The sequence below is a fragment of the Enterococcus sp. DIV2402 genome (assembly GCF_017426705.2).
Classification (GTDB): domain Bacteria; phylum Bacillota; class Bacilli; order Lactobacillales; family Enterococcaceae; genus Enterococcus_F; species Enterococcus_F lowellii.
In genome coordinates this window covers 375,358-393,732 of record NZ_CP147251.1, presented here as the reverse complement: position 1 = coordinate 393,732, position 18,375 = coordinate 375,358, and the positions used below count along the sequence as shown (strand labels likewise).

The following is an 18,375-nucleotide window of genomic DNA, read 5'->3' as shown; positions in this document are numbered from 1 at the left end:
GAGAGAAATCTATGTATGACTTAGGCGATAAAGTAGAAATGAAAAAACCGCATGCATGCCAAACAAACCGTTGGGAAATTATCCGTATGGGTGCGGATATCAAAATTAAATGCGAGAAATGCGGTCACATTGTAATGTTACCACGTCGCGAATTTGAAAAGAAAATGAAGAAAATTTTAGAAAAAAAAGAGAAAGAGTGAAGAAAACATGGCATTAACAGCTGGAATCGTTGGTTTACCAAACGTAGGAAAATCAACTTTATTTAACGCGATTACAAAGGCTGGTGCAGAAGCAGCGAACTATCCTTTTGCAACGATTGATCCAAATGTGGGGATGGTTGAAGTACCAGACTGGCGTTTACAACGACTAACTGAATTGGTCAATCCTAAAAAAACAGTACCGACAACCTTTGAATTTACTGATATTGCTGGAATCGTAAAAGGTGCCAGCAAAGGAGAAGGACTAGGAAACCAATTTTTGAGTCATATTCGTCAAGTTGATGCCATCTGTCACGTTGTTCGTTGTTTTGATGATGAAAACATTATGCGTGAACAAAATCGTGAAGCAGACTTTGTAGATCCTTTAGCAGATATCGATACAATCAATTTGGAATTGATTTTAGCAGATTTAGATTCCGTTACTAAACGTTATACACGTGTCGCAAAAATTGCGAAAACAAAAGATAAAGATGCGTTAGCTGAACTAGCTATTTTGGATAAAATCAAACCTGTTTTAGAAGAAGGTTTATCTGCTCGTACGATTGAATTTACATCGGAAGAAGAAAAATTCGTCCGTTCATTATTCTTATTAACAACCAAACCAGTGTTATATGTAGCCAATGTTTCTGAAGATGAAGTGGCGGATGCAGATAGCAATGAATATGTTAAACAAGTTCGTGAATTTGCAGCTAGTGAAAATGCAGAAGTAATTATCGTAAGTGCTCGTGCAGAAGAAGAAATTGCCGAGTTAGATGAAGAGGATAAAGTAGAATTCTTAGAAGCACTAGGTATTGAAGAATCTGGATTGGATCAATTAATCCGTGCAGCTTATGATTTATTAGGTCTAGCAACCTATTTTACGGCGGGCGAGCAAGAAGTTCGTGCATGGACCTTCCGCAAGGGAATCAAAGCACCTCAAGCGGCAGGGATTATCCATTCTGACTTTGAGCGTGGTTTTATCCGTGCAGAAACTGTTTCTTTTGAAGACTTAGATAAATATGGAAACATGCAAGCAGCAAAAGAAGCTGGACGTGTTCGTTTAGAAGGAAAAGAGTATATCGTGCAAGATGGCGATGTTATGTTATTCCGCTTTAATGTATAAACTAACGATTTTTGCAGTAAAGTGCTACCAAAGCAAGGAACTAGTATGGTAAAATAGCCTGTGGAAATGTTGTTAGGGAAGGCGAAGGGAGAACCGAGAGTCATGGAACCAGAAACTCTACGAGGATATGTTTCAGAAAATCGTGAATTAGAAAAACAATTAACAAAAAGAAACCAACAGTATATTTTTGATTTGAAAAAATCACTTGAAGCAGCGAACTTATCTGAAGAAGAAAAAGCGATTGCTTTACACGAAATATTACCTGTTTTAGTTAAAGAACAAAAAGGTGGCCGAACAGCACGCCAATTGTTTGGAACGGTTTCTGAACGAACAGAAGCAATTTTAAATAAACCAGAAGAAGTCAAAGAAACATCACCTGTCATGATGTGGTTAGATAATACGTTATTAATTTTAGGTATTTTCGGTATTATGATGGGCGTCATGGGTCTCTTTGCTCGTGATAGTGCACAAGTGTATGGGATTATCACATTCATTTCGATGGCAATGGTCGGTGGATGGGTCTTTTATGTGATGTATAAATATATGTATCAATATGAGCGCCCAGGTGCAGATAAATCACAGCGTCCAAAAATGTGGAAGATTATGTTGATCTTAATCGGTTCATTTTTCTTATGGATTGCGACAATTGCAGTAACGTCAATTTTACCAAGTTCAATTAATATTGTACTTGATCCAATTGTTTTAGCAGTGATTGGTGCAGTTGCGATTGGGTTACGTTATTACTTGAAGAAAAAATACAATATCGTGGGTAGTTTATCTGTTCCACGAAAATAATAGGAGACGAACAAATAACCTTTTCTGTGAGAGAAGGGCAGTTTGTTCGTTTTTTCTTACTTAATTCTTAGTTATTTAATCTTTTTATTTTGAATAGTTGACTTATGGCATAATTTTTGCTATTTTCATTAAAATATAAAAATTTGAGGAGTGGTTACGAAAATGTCCAACTGGGAAACAAAGTTCGTGAAAAAAGGATTGACTTTTGATGATGTATTACTGATACCTGCTGAAAGTCGTGTATTGCCAAATGATGTTGATATGAGTGTTCAATTAGCTAAGAATTTAAAATTGAATATTCCAATTATTAGTGCCAGTATGGATACCGTAACAGATAGTAAGATGGCGATTGCCATGGCGCGCCAAGGTGGTTTAGGTGTTGTTCATAAAAATATGAGTATTGCAGCGCAAGCCGATGAAGTTCGCAAAGTAAAACGTTCTGAAAGTGGCGTTATTATTGATCCATTTTTCCTAACGCCTGAGCATTTAGTAGCGGATGCTGAAGAGTTAATGAGTCGTTATCGTATTAGTGGTGTTCCTGTTGTCGAAACAATGGAAAACCGTAAATTAGTCGGAATTATGACAAACCGTGACTTACGATTTGTAACAGATTATCATATTCCAATTTCTGATGTAATGACAAAAGAAAATTTAGTGACTGCACCTGTAGGAACATCGTTGAAGGATGCTGAAAAAATCTTACAAAAACACAAAATTGAAAAATTACCAATCGTTGATGAAGCTGGTCGCTTGAGTGGTTTAATTACGATTAAAGATATTGAAAAAGTAATCGAATTCCCAAATGCAGCAAAAGACGAACACGGTCGTTTGTTAGTTGCAGCAGCAGTTGGGGTAACAAGTGATACCTTTGAACGTGCGCAAGCTTTATTGGATGCTGGTGCGGATGCTATCGTTATTGATACGGCACATGGTCATAGCGCAGGCGTATTACGCAAAATTAAAGAAATTCGTGCAGAGTTTCCTGAAGCAACATTAATTGCCGGCAATGTAGCAACGGGTGAGGGGACCAAAGCTTTATATGACGCAGGTGTTGATGTTGTTAAAGTCGGAATTGGACCAGGTTCAATTTGTACAACTCGTGTCGTTGCAGGTGTAGGTGTTCCTCAATTAACAGCAATTTACGATGCAGCGTCAGTTGCTCGCCAATATGGCAAGGCAATCATTGCTGATGGTGGTATTAAATATTCTGGTGATATTGTCAAAGCATTAGCTGCCGGAGGTTTTGCGGTAATGTTAGGGAGTATGTTAGCTGGTACGGATGAATCTCCTGGTGAATTTGAAATTTTCCAAGGTCGTCGTTTCAAAACGTATCGTGGCATGGGATCATTAGGTGCGATGGAAAAAGGGTCAAGCGATCGTTACTTCCAAGGTGGCGTGAATGAAGCGAATAAGTTAGTTCCAGAAGGTATCGAAGGTCGTGTAGCGTACAAAGGGAGTGCAGCAGATATCATCTTCCAAATGATGGGTGGATTAAAATCTGGTATGGGCTATGTCGGTGCAGCGAACTTGAAAGAATTACGCGACAATGCGCAATTTATCCAAATGAGTGGCAATGGCTTGAAAGAATCCCATCCACATGATGTACAAATTACTAAAGAAGCACCAAACTATTCAATTGAATCATAAAAAAATAAACCGTTGTTTCCTCGATCGAGGAGACAACGGTTTTTATTAATTAAATTTCACGAGCATCCGTTTGTCCAAAGTATTGATACAACGGTTTTTCTTTTTGCTCCAATAATTGACTTGTCGTTACGAATTCATAGCCTTGTGCACGTAAGTTATCAATAACCGTTCCTACGGCATCAATCGTTGTTGGATGAATGTCATGCATCAAAATAATTCCACCTTCAAAGGCTGTTTGATTGACACGATCGATAACTGCTTGTGTATTTTTTGAATCCCAGTCATAAGAATCAATATCCCATTGAATAATTGGTTTACCAATAACTTCTGCTGATTCTGGACTAATCGCTCCATATGGCGGACGTAAGGTACGTGGTAAAATCCCAGCAGCATTGTAAATTGCTTTGTCGGTTAGACGAACTTGTTCTTTTAATTTGTCTTTAGGAATCGCATTTAATTGTGGATGTGAATACGAATGACTGGCAATTTCATGTCCTTGTTCATGCACATCTTTAACAATTTGAGGGAATTCCTCGGCCATTTGACCTAGCATAAAGAAGGTTGCTTTTACATCTTTTTCAGCCAAAAGTTGTAACAATCGTGGTGTAGTGTCTCCACCAGGTCCATCATCAAAGGTCAAAGAAACATATTTTTTATTGGGATCTAAAGCAGTTGTTTCTTCTGATAACTGACTTGGATCAACTAGATCAGTTTGGATAAATGATTGCACATCACTATAATCAAGCGTCAATTTATCGACCCCTGTTTTATTTTTCGGTAAAGCTATTTCTAAATGCTCTGGTGTATACGTAGCATTTTCAAATTTAATACGTGGTAAATCTAAAACAGCATCTAAAATATCTTGTGGTTTTTCCGCATCATCCAATAATTTTTGTTGGATAACTTGTTGAATGGCTAATAAATTAGCTTTTGAACCAATTAAAGCTTTAGATGTAATTTCTTCTCCCGTATCTGTGTTGATATAAATCGATTTTTCCGTCCGTTCATTTTCTTTTTTGAAGGTTTGTTCATTGGATTCCCAATCGTATGTTTCGACATTTAAGGCGTATGTTGCAAGATGATCGGTTCGTTTTTGTTTTTCCACGCAACCTACTACGATAGCTTGTTTCGGATGTTTAAGTTTTTTTCTTTCTTGTTTCATTAAATGAGTCAATTGTTCTTCTGTATTTTCATAAGGTAGTTCTTTTTCTTCTTTAGGAATGTAAAGAATCTCTTTGATATTATCGTTATTCCGTTCTTTTTTCTCACTAACAACGCCATTTTTTTCTTGTTCTTGCTCGATTTCAGCAACTAAATTCGTTGTTTCTTCATCAAGTTTTTCTTGGAGTTGTTGCTCTTGGATTTTGCCATATACTACATATGTTCCACCACTGACGATAATCAGCAGACATGAAAGAAATGCAATCCATAAAAAATAAGGGAGTTTTTTGGGTGATTGTCCTGAGTGTCGATTGCTGCGTCTATTGTTTGTGTTTTCTGTAGTCATAATTCCTCTTCTTTCATTTTCTAAAAGTGATTACTAATACTGTAACATGATTGAAATATTCAATCAACGAAAAAACCGTAAATGAAAACTTCATTTACGGTTTTTGCTTATTTTTCAATTTTTGTTAGTCCACCCATATAAGGAACTAATACTTCAGGAATTGTGACACTTCCGTCTGCATTTTGATAATTTTCTAACACGGCAGCAACGGTACGACCGACTGCTAAACCAGAACCATTTAAGGTATGTGCATAGTGGATTTTATTCTCCGCATCACGGTAACGAATCATGGCACGACGCGCTTGGAAATCTTCACAGTTAGAACATGAACTGATTTCACGGTACGTATCTTGGGCTGGAATCCAAACTTCTAAATCATACGTTTTGGCAGCAGAGAAGCCCATATCACCTGTTGACAAGGCCATTACACGGTAAGGTAAATTTAGTTTTTGGAGAATTGATTCAGCGTCAGCGGTCATTTTTTCTAATTCATCATAAGAATGTTCCGCATCACTGAATTTAACCATTTCTACTTTATTGAATTGATGCAAGCGAATCAAACCACGTGTATCACGTCCTGCACTACCTGCTTCTGAACGGAAAGCTGGACTTAATGCCGTAAAATAAATAGGCAACTGATCTTGGTCTAAAATTTCGTTACTATAGTAATTTGTTAACGGTACTTCAGCTGTGGGAATTAATGTTAAGTCAGAGTTTTCCAATTGGAAGACATCTTCTTTAAATTTTGGAAATTGTCCCGTACCAAACATCGCTTGGCTATTGACTGCATATGGTGTAATCATTTCAGTATATCCATGTTCATAAACATGTTGATCTAACATAAAATTATACAAAGCTCGTTCTAAACGTGCACCTAAACCAGTATAGTAGACAAAACGACTACCAGAAACTTTCGCTCCTCGTTCAAAGTCTAAAATACCTAAGTTTTCCGCAATTTCCCAGTGAGGTTTTGCTTCAAAGTCTAATGATTGAGGTTCACTCCAACGACGTACTTCTACGTTGTCATCTTCGTCTTTTCCGATTGGTGTACTTTCATGGGGAATATTTGGTAGAGTTGTAGCGATTACTTTCAATTGTTCATCAATTTGAGCCACTTCGCTATCCAAAGCTTTGATTTTACCGCCCACTTCTTTCATTTCAGTAATTTTAGCAGTTGCGTCTTCTTTAGAGCGTTTTAATTGAGCAATTTCTGCCGAAACATCATTGCGGTATTTTTTTAAGTCTTCTACTTGGACTAATAAGCTACGACGGTCTTCATCTAATTTTAGAAATTCAGCGAGAACTTCTTCAGAAACGCCACGTGTTTTTAATTTTTGTTGCACAGTGTCGAAATTTTGACGAATCATTTTAATATCTAACATCTTTTTTCCTCCTATTATATGAATAAAATAAAAAAACTATTCCATCCCTAGCAAAATAGCTTGGGACGAAATAGTTGTTCGCGGTGCCACCCAAGTTCGGCATACGCCGCACTTGTCCTCGTAACCTGAGGGAAGGTTCTTTCTTTCAAAAGACGCATGGTAAGAATTGGATTCCAATATAGCTTCTACTGATTTTCACCAACCATCAGCTCTCTTTTTAGAAGTCTAATTTGTACTAGATTCTTTGCATATTCTCTATTTAATTGGTTTTAGCATAGCCGAATTTTTTATTTTCGTCAACCGTTGTTATTAGGTTGTGGTACTTTGTTGCGATGTAACGGTAAATGAATAATAAAAGAAGTCCATGTATGAGAGGATTTAGCATAAATATACCCCCCATGCAAAGCAACGATGCTTTGGGCAATTGCTAATCCTAATCCGGTTCCACCTGTTTCTTGTGAACGCGATTCTTCTACCCGATAAAAACGGTCAAAAAGTGAATCCAATGCGCGTTTAGGAATCATTTTACCATTGTTTTTAACTGTAATAACGACTTCAGTGCCAACCTTTTCGACTTCCATTACAATTTTTGTGGCGCCTTTGCCATATTTTAGGGCATTCGTTAACAAGTTGTTAAAGACGCGCACTAATTTTTCTGTATCACCGTCCATAATAATTTGTGCAGGACGCGCAACAGTTTGTACCTCAATTCCTTTTTTGCTAGCTTCTAATTCAAAGTCAGCAGCTAGTTGTTCGACTAACTGTACCATGTCAAATTTAATTAAATTAACTGGCACACTGGGTTGCCTAACCTTTGTATATTCAAATAAATCATCAACGAGCGATTTCATTTGCTTAGCTTTCACGTAAGCAGTGTGCGTGTATTTCAATAAATCTTCTTCTGAATGGTATTGTCGATCTTCAATTAATCCCAAATAGCCAATAATTGAGGTTAAAGGAGTACGAATGTCGTGACTAACGTTGGTAATTAATTCATCTTTGGATTTTTCAATTTTTCGTTCTTCTTCAATCGCAGCAACTGTACTATCAACTAAGCCATTAATGCTGCTCACCACGCGATTCAAGTCACCTCTTAGTTCAAAAGGAATGCGATGGTCATAATTTCCTTCTGCAATATAATGTAGTTCGCTAATTATATGTCGTAATTGCATTTGACGATAGCGACGAATCAAGCGCCAATATAAAAAAGCAATGTCCAACACAAGGAAGACGGGAACTAGAATATTTTTTCCACTTAAAAAGATTTCCGTGTCCAAATTTTCGACAAAACTATTGCGTGATTCAAAGATTGCCTCGTTTAAAGCAGGAGTATTATTTATAATAGAAGAAAGAATAAGCAAGATTGCAATATTTACGATAATTAATAGAATAATCGTAATAATTGATTCTGCAAATAACTCACTGATTTCTTTAGAAGTAAGCGTGACTCGTTTTCTTTTTTCTGCTTTATTTTGCATCTATTTTGTATCCAACTCCCCATACTGTTTGAATAATTTTTTCACCGCCAGTTGCTTCTTCAATTTTATCACGCAAATGACTCACGTGAACCATGACTGTTTTTGCAGATACGACGCTTTCTTGTTTCCAAACACGCTCAAAAATTTCATCGGCACTGAAGACACGGTTTGGATGGGAAGCAAGTAAGTATAAAATCCCAAATTCTAAAGCAGTCAATTGAATTTCTTTTCCATCAATTGTTTTTACTTCATGTGAATCACGATTAATAATCAATGAACTTACTTCCAAAACATCTGGTTGAGCAGAAGCAACTTGCATTTTAGTACGACGTAAAAGTGATTTAACACGAGCCATCACTTCTAATGGATTAAAAGGTTTTGTTACATAATCATCAGCGCCTGCAACTAAACCTTTAATTTTATCCATATCTGTTGTTTTAGCAGTTAACATAATAATAGGGATTTGTGATTCTTTACGAAGCGTTTTGACAACTTGCATGCCGTCAACTTCTGGCATCATAATATCCAGAATCAATAATTCAATGTCGGGTGTCGTCCGCACTTTAGAGAGAGCTTCTTTTCCATCATAAGCTTTGATTGTTTCATAGCCTTCGTTGTGTAAATAGATACTAATCAATTCAACAATTTCTTTATCATCATCTGCGACTAAAATTTTCATATAATGTCCTCCTATAGAACAATAGTATTTAATAGTATTTTATCAAAAAATAGAGAAAATAGATAAATTTCCACCTAATCTTTAGAGAATATAAGAAATTACAAAAGCAAACGAAATCTAAAAACGAACGATGAATGGATAAATTTGAATTTTACGAAGTATTTCGCTATAAAAACGAACAAAAAAAGGTTGAGGATGAGAAGAAAGGGATGTAATAAGAAACGTTGATGTATCAATGTTTTTTCTGTTGACGAATAACAAAAATCTTGGTATATTATTACTTGTCCTAAGCGACAAAAAAATTCTTTAACTTTTTGAAAAAAAGAGTTGACGAAGTAAATGACAGATGATATTATAACAAAGTCGTCAAAAACACATTGGTTATATACGTTGAATTAACAACAAAAATAACCAGATAAATTGTTGACGAATAACAATACATCTGTTATGATGATTGAGTTGCTGTTAAGCAATCAATAATTTTGTTTGAAAAATTATTGAAATTCTTTAAAAAAAACAATTGACATTCACTTGTTAATCTGATATGATTTAAAAGTTGCTAACACAGCAAGGTAGACCTTTGAAAACTGAACAAAGCAAGCAAACGAACCAATTGTGTAGGACACTTCTATTAGATAGAAGTAACACAAAACAAGCAAGCAGTAATGCTAGCAAACGTTATTTATGAGCTTAACAATCGAAAGATTGTTTCAACTTTTTATGAGAGTTTGATCCTGGCTCAGGACGAACGCTGGCGGCGTGCCTAATACATGCAAGTCGAACGCTTCTTTTCCGCCGAACTTCGGTTCACTGGAAAAGAAGAGTGGCGAACGGGTGAGTAACACGTGGGTAACCTGCCCATCAGAGGGGGATAACACTTGGAAACAGGTGCTAATACCGCATAATGCTTTTTCTCGCATGAGAGAAAGCTGAAAGGCGCTTTTGCGTCACTGATGGATGGACCCGCGGTGCATTAGCTAGTTGGTGAGGTAACGGCTCACCAAGGCAACGATGCATAGCCGACCTGAGAGGGTGATCGGCCACACTGGGACTGAGACACGGCCCAGACTCCTACGGGAGGCAGCAGTAGGGAATCTTCGGCAATGGACGAAAGTCTGACCGAGCAACGCCGCGTGAGTGAAGAAGGTTTTCGGATCGTAAAACTCTGTTGTTAGAGAAGAACAAGGATGAGAAGAGAATGTTCATCCCTTGACGGTATCTAACCAGAAAGCCACGGCTAACTACGTGCCAGCAGCCGCGGTAATACGTAGGTGGCAAGCGTTGTCCGGATTTATTGGGCGTAAAGCGAGCGCAGGCGGTTTCTTAAGTCTGATGTGAAAGCCCCCGGCTTAACCGGGGAGGGTCATTGGAAACTGGGAGACTTGAGTGCAGAAGAGGAGAGTGGAATTCCATGTGTAGCGGTGAAATGCGTAGATATATGGAGGAACACCAGTGGCGAAGGCGGCTCTCTGGTCTGTAACTGACGCTGAGGCTCGAAAGCGTGGGGAGCGAACAGGATTAGATACCCTGGTAGTCCACGCCGTAAACGATGAGTGCTAAGTGTTGGAGGGTTTCCGCCCTTCAGTGCTGCAGCAAACGCATTAAGCACTCCGCCTGGGGAGTACGACCGCAAGGTTGAAACTCAAAGGAATTGACGGGGGCCCGCACAAGCGGTGGAGCATGTGGTTTAATTCGAAGCAACGCGAAGAACCTTACCAGGTCTTGACATCCTTTGACCACTCTAGAGATAGAGCTTTCCCTTCGGGGACAAAGTGACAGGTGGTGCATGGTTGTCGTCAGCTCGTGTCGTGAGATGTTGGGTTAAGTCCCGCAACGAGCGCAACCCTTATTGTTAGTTGCCATCATTTAGTTGGGCACTCTAGCGAGACTGCCGGTGACAAACCGGAGGAAGGTGGGGATGACGTCAAATCATCATGCCCCTTATGACCTGGGCTACACACGTGCTACAATGGGAAGTACAACGAGTTGCGAAGTCGCGAGGCTAAGCTAATCTCTTAAAACTTCTCTCAGTTCGGATTGTAGGCTGCAACTCGCCTACATGAAGCCGGAATCGCTAGTAATCGCGGATCAGCACGCCGCGGTGAATACGTTCCCGGGCCTTGTACACACCGCCCGTCACACCACGAGAGTTTGTAACACCCGAAGTCGGTGAGGTAACCTTTTTGGAGCCAGCCGCCTAAGGTGGGATAGATGATTGGGGTGAAGTCGTAACAAGGTAGCCGTATCGGAAGGTGCGGCTGGATCACCTCCTTTCTAAGGAATATTACGGAAACTACACATCGTTTGCCTTTGTTCAGTTTTGAGAGGTTTACTCTTAAATTTATTGGGGCCTTAGCTCAGCTGGGAGAGCGCCTGCTTTGCACGCAGGAGGTCAGCGGTTCGATCCCGCTAGGCTCCATTAACGACAATGGTCGTTAAGTATTGTTCATTGAAAACTGGATATTTAAAGTAAAGAAATCAAAACAAACCGAGAACACCGCGTTGAATGAGTTTTTTAATAAGTTCAATTGCTTATTTTTATTGATAAAGCTTCTATCGCTAGAAGATCTTTATCAAAACCCAACCGTAAGGTTGATAAGGTTAAGTGAATAAGGGCGCATGGTGGATGCCTTGGCACTAGGAGCCGATGAAGGACGGGACTAACACCGATATGCTTTGGGGAGCTGTAAGTAAGCTTTGATCCAGAGATTTCCGAATGGGGGAACCCAACATCTTTTATAGGATGTTACTTGTCAGTGAATACATAGCTGACAGGAGGTAGACGCAGAGAACTGAAACATCTAAGTACCTGCAGGAAGAGAAAGAAAATTCGATTCCCTGAGTAGCGGCGAGCGAAACGGGAAAAGCCCAAACCAAGATGCTTGCATCTTGGGGTTGTAGGACTCCGATATGGTAGTTCTTTCAGATAGTTGAATAACTTGGAAAAGTTAGCTAAAGAGGGTGAAAGCCCCGTAGACGAAATGTGAAAGACACCTAGGAGGATCCTGAGTACGGCGGAACACGAGGAATTCCGTCGGAATCCGGGAGGACCATCTCCCAAGGCTAAATACTCCCTAGTGACCGATAGTGAACCAGTACCGTGAGGGAAAGGTGAAAAGCACCCCGGAAGGGGAGTGAAATAGATCCTGAAACCATGTGCCTACAACAAGTTAGAGCCCGTTAATGGGTGATAGCGTGCCTTTTGTAGAATGAACCGGCGAGTTACGATTGCATGCGAGGTTAAGTTGAAGAAACGGAGCCGTAGCGAAAGCGAGTCTGAATAGGGCGAATGAGTATGTAGTCGTAGACCCGAAACCATGTGATCTACCCATGTCCAGGTTGAAGGTGCGGTAAAACGCACTGGAGGACCGAACCCACGTACGTTGAAAAGTGCGGGGATGAGGTGTGGGTAGCGGAGAAATTCCAAACGAACTTGGAGATAGCTGGTTCTCTCCGAAATAGCTTTAGGGCTAGCGTCGAAGTTGAGAATGATGGAGGTAGAGCACTGTTTGGACTAGGGGCCCATCTCGGGTTACCGAATTCAGATAAACTCCGAATGCCATTCATTCATATTCGGCAGTCAGACTGTGAGTGATAAGATCCATAGTCGAAAGGGAAACAGCCCAGACCACCAGCTAAGGTCCCAAAATATATGTTAAGTGGAAAAGGATGTGGGGTTGCACAGACAACTAGGATGTTGGCTTAGAAGCAGCCATCATTTAAAGAGTGCGTAATAGCTCACTAGTCGAGTGACCCTGCGCCGAAAATGTACCGGGGCTAAACATATTACCGAAGCTGTGGAGTGCACCTTATGGTGCATTGGTAGGAGAGCGTTCTAAGGGCGTCGAAGGTAGATCGTGAGGACTACTGGAGCGCTTAGAAGTGAGAATGCCGGTATGAGTAGCGAAAGACAGGTGAGAATCCTGTCCACCGTATGACTAAGGTTTCCTGGGGAAGGCTCGTCCGCCCAGGGTTAGTCGGGACCTAAGCCGAGGCCGAAAGGCGTAGGCGATGGACAACAGGTTGATATTCCTGTACCCGTTGCTTTTGTTTGAACAATGGAGGGACGCAGGAGGCTAAGGAATGCAGACGATTGGAAATGTCTGTTCAAGCAACGAGTCTGAGTGAGAGTCAAATGCTTTCATTCGTAACGGATGAGTTGTGATGAGGAGGGAAATTACAGTACCGAAGTTCCTGATGTCACACTGCCAAGAAAAGCTTCTAGTTAGAAAGTAACGGCCCGTACCGTAAACCGACACAGGTAGTCGAGGAGAGTATCCTAAGGTGAGCGAGAGAACTCTCGTTAAGGAACTCGGCAAAATGACCCCGTAACTTCGGGAGAAGGGGTGCTGCTCTTAGAGCAGCCGCAGTGAATAGGCCCAAGCGACTGTTTATCAAAAACACAGGTCTCTGCAAAATCGTAAGATGAAGTATAGGGGCTGACGCCTGCCCGGTGCTGGAAGGTTAAGAGGAGTGCTTAGCGCAAGCGAAGGTACGAATTGAAGCCCCAGTAAACGGCGGCCGTAACTATAACGGTCCTAAGGTAGCGAAATTCCTTGTCGGGTAAGTTCCGACCCGCACGAAAGGCGTAACGATTTGGGCACTGTCTCAACGAGAGACTCGGTGAAATTTTAGTACCTGTGAAGATGCAGGTTACCCGCGACAGGACGGAAAGACCCCATGGAGCTTTACTGTAGTTTGATATTGAGTGTCTGTACCGCATGTACAGGATAGGTAGGAGCCGTAGAAATCGGAACGCTAGTTTCGATGGAGGCGCTGGTGGGATACTACCCTTGCGTTATGGCCACTCTAACCCGCACCACTAATCGTGGTGGGAGACAGTGTCAGATGGGCAGTTTGACTGGGGCGGTCGCCTCCTAAAAGGTAACGGAGGCGCCCAAAGGTTCCCTCAGAATGGTTGGAAATCATTCGAAGAGTGTAAAGGCAGAAGGGAGCTTGACTGCGAGAGCTACAACTCGAGCAGGGACGAAAGTCGGGCTTAGTGATCCGGTGGTTCCGCATGGAAGGGCCATCGCTCAACGGATAAAAGCTACCCTGGGGATAACAGGCTTATCTCCCCCAAGAGTCCACATCGACGGGGAGGTTTGGCACCTCGATGTCGGCTCGTCGCATCCTGGGGCTGTAGTCGGTCCCAAGGGTTGGGCTGTTCGCCCATTAAAGCGGCACGCGAGCTGGGTTCAGAACGTCGTGAGACAGTTCGGTCCCTATCCGTCGCGGGCGTTGGAAATTTGAGAGGAGCTGTCCTTAGTACGAGAGGACCGGGATGGACTTACCGCTGGTGTACCAGTTGTCTCGCCAGAGGCATCGCTGGGTAGCTATGTAGGGAAGGGATAAACGCTGAAAGCATCTAAGTGTGAAGCCCACCTCAAGATGAGATTTCCCATTTCTTTAAGAAAGTAAGATCCCTGAGAGATGATCAGGTAGATAGGTCAGAAGTGGAAGTGCAGTGATGTACGGAGCGGACTGATACTAATCGATCGAGGACTTAACCAAAAAGAAAAAATTGAATTCAAGGTTTTTATGACCTTTACTTTAAAATCCAGTTTTGAATGAACAACGTTCATTCAATTAAATAGTGTGGTGGCGATAGCGAGAAGGATACACCTGTTCCCATGCCGAACACAGAAGTTAAGCTTCTTAGCGCCGATTGTAGTTGGGGGTTGCCCCCTGTGAGAGTAGGACGTCGCCACACTGTTATCTCTATGGAGGTTTAGCTCAGCTGGGAGAGCATCTGCCTTACAAGCAGAGGGTCAGCGGTTCGATCCCGTTAACCTCCATATGAGTCGTTAGCTCAGTTGGTAGAGCATCTGACTTTTAATCAGAGGGTCACAGGTTCGAGCCCTGTACGACTCATTTTCAAATGCGGGTGTGGCGGAATTGGCAGACGCACTAGATTTAGGATCTAGCGCCTTCGGGCGTGGGGGTTCAAGTCCCTTCACCCGCATATAAGTTTTCGCCGGCTTAGCTCAGTTGGTAGAGCATCTGATTTGTAATCAGAGGGTCGAGGGTTCAAGTCCTTTAGCCGGCACCATTCGCGGAAATAGCTCAGTGGTAGAGCACCACCTTGCCAAGGTGGGGGTCGCGGGTTCGAACCCCGTTTTCCGCTTTAGCCAATTTCACGCCGGGGTGGCGGAACTGGCAGACGCACAGGACTTAAAATCCTGCGGTGAGTGATCACCGTACCGGTTCGATTCCGGTCCTCGGCATTAACATATGCGCCCATAGCTCAATTGGATAGAGTGTTTGACTACGGATCAAAAGGTTAGGGGTTCGACTCCTCTTGGGCGCGTAGTTTTTTTATTGTTTAAAATTACTAACGGGAAGTAGCTCAGCTTGGTAGAGCACTTGGTTTGGGACCAAGGGGTCGCAGGTTCGAATCCTGTCTTCCCGATACAAAAACACTATTCATTTTTGGATAGTGTTTTTATTTTATTAAAAAGAGGAATTTTTTGATGAAAAAAAAGTATAAAAAATGGCTGCTGCTTAGTGGTATCTTATGTCTACTCCTATTATTAGGTAGTTTTTTCTATATAAAAAGTAGTTCTTATGTAGCTAGTTCGGATGCGCAAAGAGCAGCTAAAAAGGCGATTCGAGAAGATAATGTTTTGGTTTTTGAAGGAAAAAAAGAAAATCCGGCTATTATTTTTTATCAAGGTGCGTTAGTAGAGAATAAAAGTTATAGTATTTAGGCGCAGCAAGTTGCAGAAGCGGGTTTTTCTGTCTATCTTATCCAATCGCCATTTAACTTAGCAGTATTAGATACTAAAGCTGCGCAAGAATTAATAGAAAAAGAGCAGTTGTCAACGGTTGTTTTAGGAGGACATTCCTTAGGTGGTGTGATTGCTAGTCGAGCAGCGAGTGAATTGAGTCAAGAGAACAAAGTAAAGGGTGTTTTTTTCTTAGCTAGTTATCCGGATGAAAAGGGAAATTTACAGTCTTTTGAAGGGCCTGTACTTTCTATGACAGGTGATCATGATGATGTGTTAAACGAAAAAAATTATCAAGAAGCCAAACAATTTTTACCTCAACAAACAGAATACCAAACAATTATTGGCGGCAATCATGCTGGATTTGGAAGTTATGGTCCTCAAAAGGGTGATGGCAAATCAACAATTACCAATCAACAACAGCAAATTAAAATCAGTGAAACATTAATTCAATGGTTGCAGACAATAGAAATGGAAATGCCATGATTTTTATCATGGTGTTTTTTTATTATACTTAGCGGATGCTAGGGAATATGATACAATAGACAAAAAGCAAGGAGGCGGATTTTTGAAGGGACAAATTAGAAAAGCATTGAGTGGCTTTTACTATGTACAATCAGATGGAGAGTTGTATCAAACCCGCGCACGTGGAAACTTTCGGAATCGGAACATCACGCCATTAGTTGGTGATGAGGTTATCTTTGAGAGTAGTAATCTGACAGATGGTTATTTATTAGAAGTTTTACCGCGAAAAAATGAATTGGTGCGTCCAGCAGTAGCAAATGTTGATCAGGGAGTTATTGTAACAAGTATGGTAGAGCCTAATTTTTCGTATAATTTATTGGATCGTTTTTTAGTTACGTTAGAATATACAGCTATCGAACCAATTATTTATTTAAGTAAAACGGATTTAAGTGACGATAAAGAAAAAATCAAAGAAGTAGTTGCTTGCTACCAAAAGATTGGCTATACGGTGATTGCTGCAACTGAAAACAATGAAGCAATTAACAAATTAGAACGCTTATTTCCCAATCACTTAACTGTTTTTATGGGGCAGTCTGGAGCAGGAAAATCTACTTTATTAAATCGTATTGTTCCAGAATTAGACTTAGAGACTGCAGCGATTTCAGAGTCACTTGGACGAGGTAAACATACGACACGCCATGTAGAACTGATTCCAATTGCAGAAGGATTGGTTGCAGATACACCAGGATTTAGTTCGATTGATTTTCTAGAAATAGAAGCACGAGAATTGCCTAAACAGTTTCCAGAATTTGTTGAAGCATCCCACGCTTGTCGCTTCCGTGAGTGTATGCATATTAATGAACCACAATGTGCAGTGAAAGAACGTGTTGAAAGTGGAGAAATCGCTACAACACGTTATGAAAATTATGTCCAATTTTTAGAAGAAATTGAAAAACGAAGACCCGTTTATCGTAAGAAAAAATAGGAGGAATTTTATGAAAATCGCACCGTCAATTTTAAGCGCAGATTTTGCAAATTTACAACGAGATATTGAGTTTGTTGAAAAACATGGAGCAGATTATATTCATGTGGATGTAATGGATGGGCAATTTGTACCTAATATTACATTTGGTCCAAATGTAGTAAAAGCTATTCGTCCAATCACTAAGTTACCATTAGATGTTCATTTAATGATTGTTGAACCAGAACGTTATATTCATGATTTTGCTGTTGCGGGTTCAGATATTATTGGTGTGCATGTTGAAGCCACGCCTCATATTCATCGAGCAATTCAAATGATTAAAGCAGAGAATGTTAAAGCAGAAGTCGTTTTAAATCCTGGTACACCAATTGATAGTGTGAAGCATGTCTTATCAATGGTCGACCAAGTCTTGATCATGACGGTCAATCCAGGTTTTGGTGGACAATCGTTCATTGAGGAGTCATTAGATAAAATTCGTGAATTAGCTGCTTTAAGAGAAGCAAACGGCTATCATTTTGATATTCAAGTAGACGGTGGAATCGTACCTGAAACTGCAAAACGTTGTAAAGAAGCAGGCGTGAATGTTTTTGTAGCAGGGAGTTATATTTATGATGCTGAGCACCCTGAAAAACAAATTCAATTATTGAAAGAAGCGATTCAATAATGAATGTCTTGATGGTTGGAGGGGCGCCAATTTCAACTTGGCCACAATTAGCTACTTACGATGTCTATATTGGAATAGATCGTGGCGGTCTTTTTTTGATAGAACAGGGCTTACCTTTGACACTTGCTGTGGGAGATTTCGATTCGTTAAATGAAGCGGAACAGCAATTGGTTTTTAGTACCGCAGAAGAAGTTAAACAGTCACCTGCAGAAAAAGACGATACGGATACGCAATTAGGATTAGAACTACTATTAAATCGTTATCCAGAAGCCAATGTGACTTTAATAGGTTTAACTGGGGGAAGAATTGATCATTTTCTGGCAAATTTATGGATGGTTTTAGAACCTCGTTTTATGCCACACTGTCAGCAACTTCTTTTAAAAGACCAACAAAATAGCATTCAATTTCTATTGCCAGGAACACATACGATTCACAAGGAAGCAGGTATGCAGTATTTAGCTTATTGCTGTTTAACGCCTGTTTCAAAATTGACACTAACTAAAAGTAAATATACATTAAGTAATCAAGAAGTAACGCATCCTACTTCCTATGCCAGCAATGAATTTTTAACAAATCAGGCACAAATTTCTTTTACAGAGGGAATTGTAGCAGTTGTTCAAAGCAAAGATAAGTAAAAAAGATTCCCACCAATGTTTTTTTTCGAAAGTTTTCAAAAAAAGCATTAAGAGTGGGAGTCTTTCTTTTGTTTAAAGGCATTTAGTGGTACA

11 protein-coding genes, 9 tRNA genes, 3 rRNA genes, 1 pseudogene and 1 other annotated feature are annotated in these 18,375 nt (G+C 40.5%); of the genes and pseudogenes, 20 read left to right on the top strand and 4 right to left on the bottom strand.

Going from position 1 to position 18,375, the window contains the following annotated elements; genetic code table 11:
- Nucleotides 1-11 precede the first annotated feature (11 nt).
- From DOK78_RS01835 to guaB, 4 genes are all read left to right on the top strand, one after another.
- A complete protein-coding gene (locus DOK78_RS01835) occupies nt 12-200 on the top strand; it encodes a DUF951 domain-containing protein (protein WP_016176019.1) in 189 nt (62 codons plus the stop codon).
- 7 nt (nt 201-207) lie between these two features.
- Entirely contained in the window at nt 208-1,320 is a 1,113-nt protein-coding gene (ychF, locus tag DOK78_RS01830; protein ID WP_207941855.1) for a redox-regulated ATPase YchF, read from the top strand.
- A gap of 102 nt (nt 1,321-1,422) precedes the next feature.
- Complete coding sequence (locus tag DOK78_RS01825; protein WP_207941854.1) at nt 1,423-2,115, top strand: DUF1129 domain-containing protein; 693 nt, start codon at nt 1,423-1,425, stop codon at nt 2,113-2,115.
- 162 nt (nt 2,116-2,277) lie between these two features.
- Nucleotides 2,278-3,762 (top strand): IMP dehydrogenase, encoded by a 1,485-nt coding sequence (gene guaB / locus DOK78_RS01820; RefSeq protein WP_207941853.1) that lies wholly within the window; start codon nt 2,278-2,280, stop codon nt 3,760-3,762.
- 49 nt (nt 3,763-3,811) lie between these two features.
- On the opposite strand, the gene DOK78_RS01815 is transcribed toward guaB, so the two are convergent.
- From DOK78_RS01815 to DOK78_RS01800, 4 genes are all read right to left on the bottom strand, one after another.
- On the bottom strand, nt 3,812-5,269 hold the full coding sequence (locus DOK78_RS01815; protein ID WP_207941852.1) for a polysaccharide deacetylase family protein: 1,458 nt from the start codon (nt 5,267-5,269) through the stop codon (nt 3,812-3,814).
- 107 nt (nt 5,270-5,376) lie between these two features.
- Nucleotides 5,377-6,651: a serine--tRNA ligase gene (gene serS, locus DOK78_RS01810; protein ID WP_207941851.1), complete on the bottom strand. Its 1,275-nt coding sequence runs from the start codon at nt 6,649-6,651 to the stop codon at nt 5,377-5,379.
- Nucleotides 6,652-6,709: 58 nt separating this feature from the next.
- Nucleotides 6,710-6,909, bottom strand: a binding site (T-box leader).
- A gap of 38 nt (nt 6,910-6,947) precedes the next feature.
- A complete protein-coding gene (locus DOK78_RS01805; RefSeq protein ID WP_207941850.1) occupies nt 6,948-8,129 on the bottom strand; it encodes a sensor histidine kinase in 1,182 nt (393 codons plus the stop codon).
- Nucleotides 8,119-8,808 carry a response regulator transcription factor gene (locus DOK78_RS01800; protein WP_207941849.1) on the bottom strand — a complete coding sequence of 230 codons (690 nt, stop codon included), beginning with the start codon at nt 8,806-8,808 and terminating at the stop codon, nt 8,119-8,121. The genes DOK78_RS01805 and DOK78_RS01800 overlap by 11 nt, the downstream gene beginning before the upstream one ends.
- Nucleotides 8,809-9,524: 716 nt before the next feature.
- Between DOK78_RS01800 and DOK78_RS01795 the strand changes: the two genes are divergently transcribed.
- The 16 genes and pseudogenes from DOK78_RS01795 to DOK78_RS01720 all read left to right on the top strand — a co-directional run bounded on the left by DOK78_RS01795 (nt 9,525) and on the right by DOK78_RS01720 (nt 18,282).
- A 16S ribosomal RNA gene (locus DOK78_RS01795) occupies nt 9,525-11,082 on the top strand.
- A gap of 72 nt (nt 11,083-11,154) precedes the next feature.
- A tRNA-Ala gene (locus DOK78_RS01790) sits at nt 11,155-11,227 on the top strand.
- A gap of 180 nt (nt 11,228-11,407) precedes the next feature.
- A 23S ribosomal RNA gene (locus DOK78_RS01785) occupies nt 11,408-14,322 on the top strand.
- Nucleotides 14,323-14,405: 83 nt separating this feature from the next.
- Nucleotides 14,406-14,521: ribosomal RNA gene (rrf, locus tag DOK78_RS01780) — 5S ribosomal RNA — on the top strand.
- The 16S, 23S and 5S rRNA genes sit together here with 9 tRNA genes alongside, the layout of an rRNA operon.
- A 12-nt stretch (nt 14,522-14,533) precedes the next feature.
- A tRNA-Val gene (locus tag DOK78_RS01775) sits at nt 14,534-14,606 on the top strand.
- A 3-nt stretch (nt 14,607-14,609) separates the two neighbouring features.
- Nucleotides 14,610-14,682: transfer RNA gene (locus DOK78_RS01770), tRNA-Lys, on the top strand.
- A gap of 9 nt (nt 14,683-14,691) precedes the next feature.
- Nucleotides 14,692-14,773: transfer RNA gene (locus tag DOK78_RS01765), tRNA-Leu, on the top strand.
- 11 nt (nt 14,774-14,784) lie between these two features.
- Nucleotides 14,785-14,860, top strand: a tRNA-Thr gene (locus DOK78_RS01760).
- A 3-nt stretch (nt 14,861-14,863) separates the two neighbouring features.
- Nucleotides 14,864-14,935: transfer RNA gene (locus DOK78_RS01755), tRNA-Gly, on the top strand.
- A gap of 14 nt (nt 14,936-14,949) precedes the next feature.
- Nucleotides 14,950-15,035 (top strand) — tRNA-Leu (locus DOK78_RS01750).
- 9 nt (nt 15,036-15,044) lie between these two features.
- Nucleotides 15,045-15,118: transfer RNA gene (locus tag DOK78_RS01745), tRNA-Arg, on the top strand.
- Between the two features lie 28 nt (nt 15,119-15,146).
- A tRNA-Pro gene (locus DOK78_RS01740) sits at nt 15,147-15,220 on the top strand.
- A gap of 61 nt (nt 15,221-15,281) precedes the next feature.
- A pseudogene (locus DOK78_RS01735) lies at nt 15,282-16,022 on the top strand (alpha/beta family hydrolase).
- An 82-nt stretch (nt 16,023-16,104) separates the two neighbouring features.
- Nucleotides 16,105-16,986: a ribosome small subunit-dependent GTPase A gene (gene rsgA / locus DOK78_RS01730; RefSeq protein ID WP_207941572.1), complete on the top strand. Its 882-nt coding sequence runs from the start codon at nt 16,105-16,107 to the stop codon at nt 16,984-16,986.
- A 10-nt stretch (nt 16,987-16,996) separates the two neighbouring features.
- The gene (rpe, locus tag DOK78_RS01725; protein WP_207941571.1) at nt 16,997-17,647 is read left to right on the top strand and encodes a ribulose-phosphate 3-epimerase; all 651 of its coding nucleotides are present in this window, start codon (nt 16,997-16,999) and stop codon (nt 17,645-17,647) included.
- Nucleotides 17,647-18,282 (top strand): thiamine diphosphokinase, encoded by a 636-nt coding sequence (locus tag DOK78_RS01720; protein WP_207941570.1) that lies wholly within the window; start codon nt 17,647-17,649, stop codon nt 18,280-18,282. Before rpe ends, DOK78_RS01720 begins: the two co-directional genes overlap by 1 nt.
- Nucleotides 18,283-18,375 lie beyond the last annotated feature (93 nt).

What these genes read in the sequence shown, in the direction of transcription:
- ychF (WP_207941855.1), top strand. Translation starts at nt 208, where the DNA reads ATGGCATTAACAGCTGGAATCGTTGGTTTACCAAACGTAGGAAAATCA.
- serS (WP_207941851.1), bottom strand. Translation starts at nt 6,651, where the DNA reads ATGTTAGATATTAAAATGATTCGTCAAAATTTCGACACTGTGCAACAA.
- DOK78_RS01800 (WP_207941849.1), bottom strand. Translation starts at nt 8,808, where the DNA reads ATGAAAATTTTAGTCGCAGATGATGATAAAGAAATTGTTGAATTGATT.
- DOK78_RS01835 (WP_016176019.1), top strand. Translation starts at nt 12, where the DNA reads ATGTATGACTTAGGCGATAAAGTAGAAATGAAAAAACCGCATGCATGC.
- rpe (WP_207941571.1), top strand. Translation starts at nt 16,997, where the DNA reads ATGAAAATCGCACCGTCAATTTTAAGCGCAGATTTTGCAAATTTACAA.
- DOK78_RS01825 (WP_207941854.1), top strand. Translation starts at nt 1,423, where the DNA reads ATGGAACCAGAAACTCTACGAGGATATGTTTCAGAAAATCGTGAATTA.
- DOK78_RS01720 (WP_207941570.1), top strand. Translation starts at nt 17,647, where the DNA reads ATGAATGTCTTGATGGTTGGAGGGGCGCCAATTTCAACTTGGCCACAA.
- DOK78_RS01805 (WP_207941850.1), bottom strand. Translation starts at nt 8,129, where the DNA reads ATGCAAAATAAAGCAGAAAAAAGAAAACGAGTCACGCTTACTTCTAAA.
- guaB (WP_207941853.1), top strand. Translation starts at nt 2,278, where the DNA reads ATGTCCAACTGGGAAACAAAGTTCGTGAAAAAAGGATTGACTTTTGAT.
- DOK78_RS01815 (WP_207941852.1), bottom strand. Translation starts at nt 5,269, where the DNA reads ATGACTACAGAAAACACAAACAATAGACGCAGCAATCGACACTCAGGA.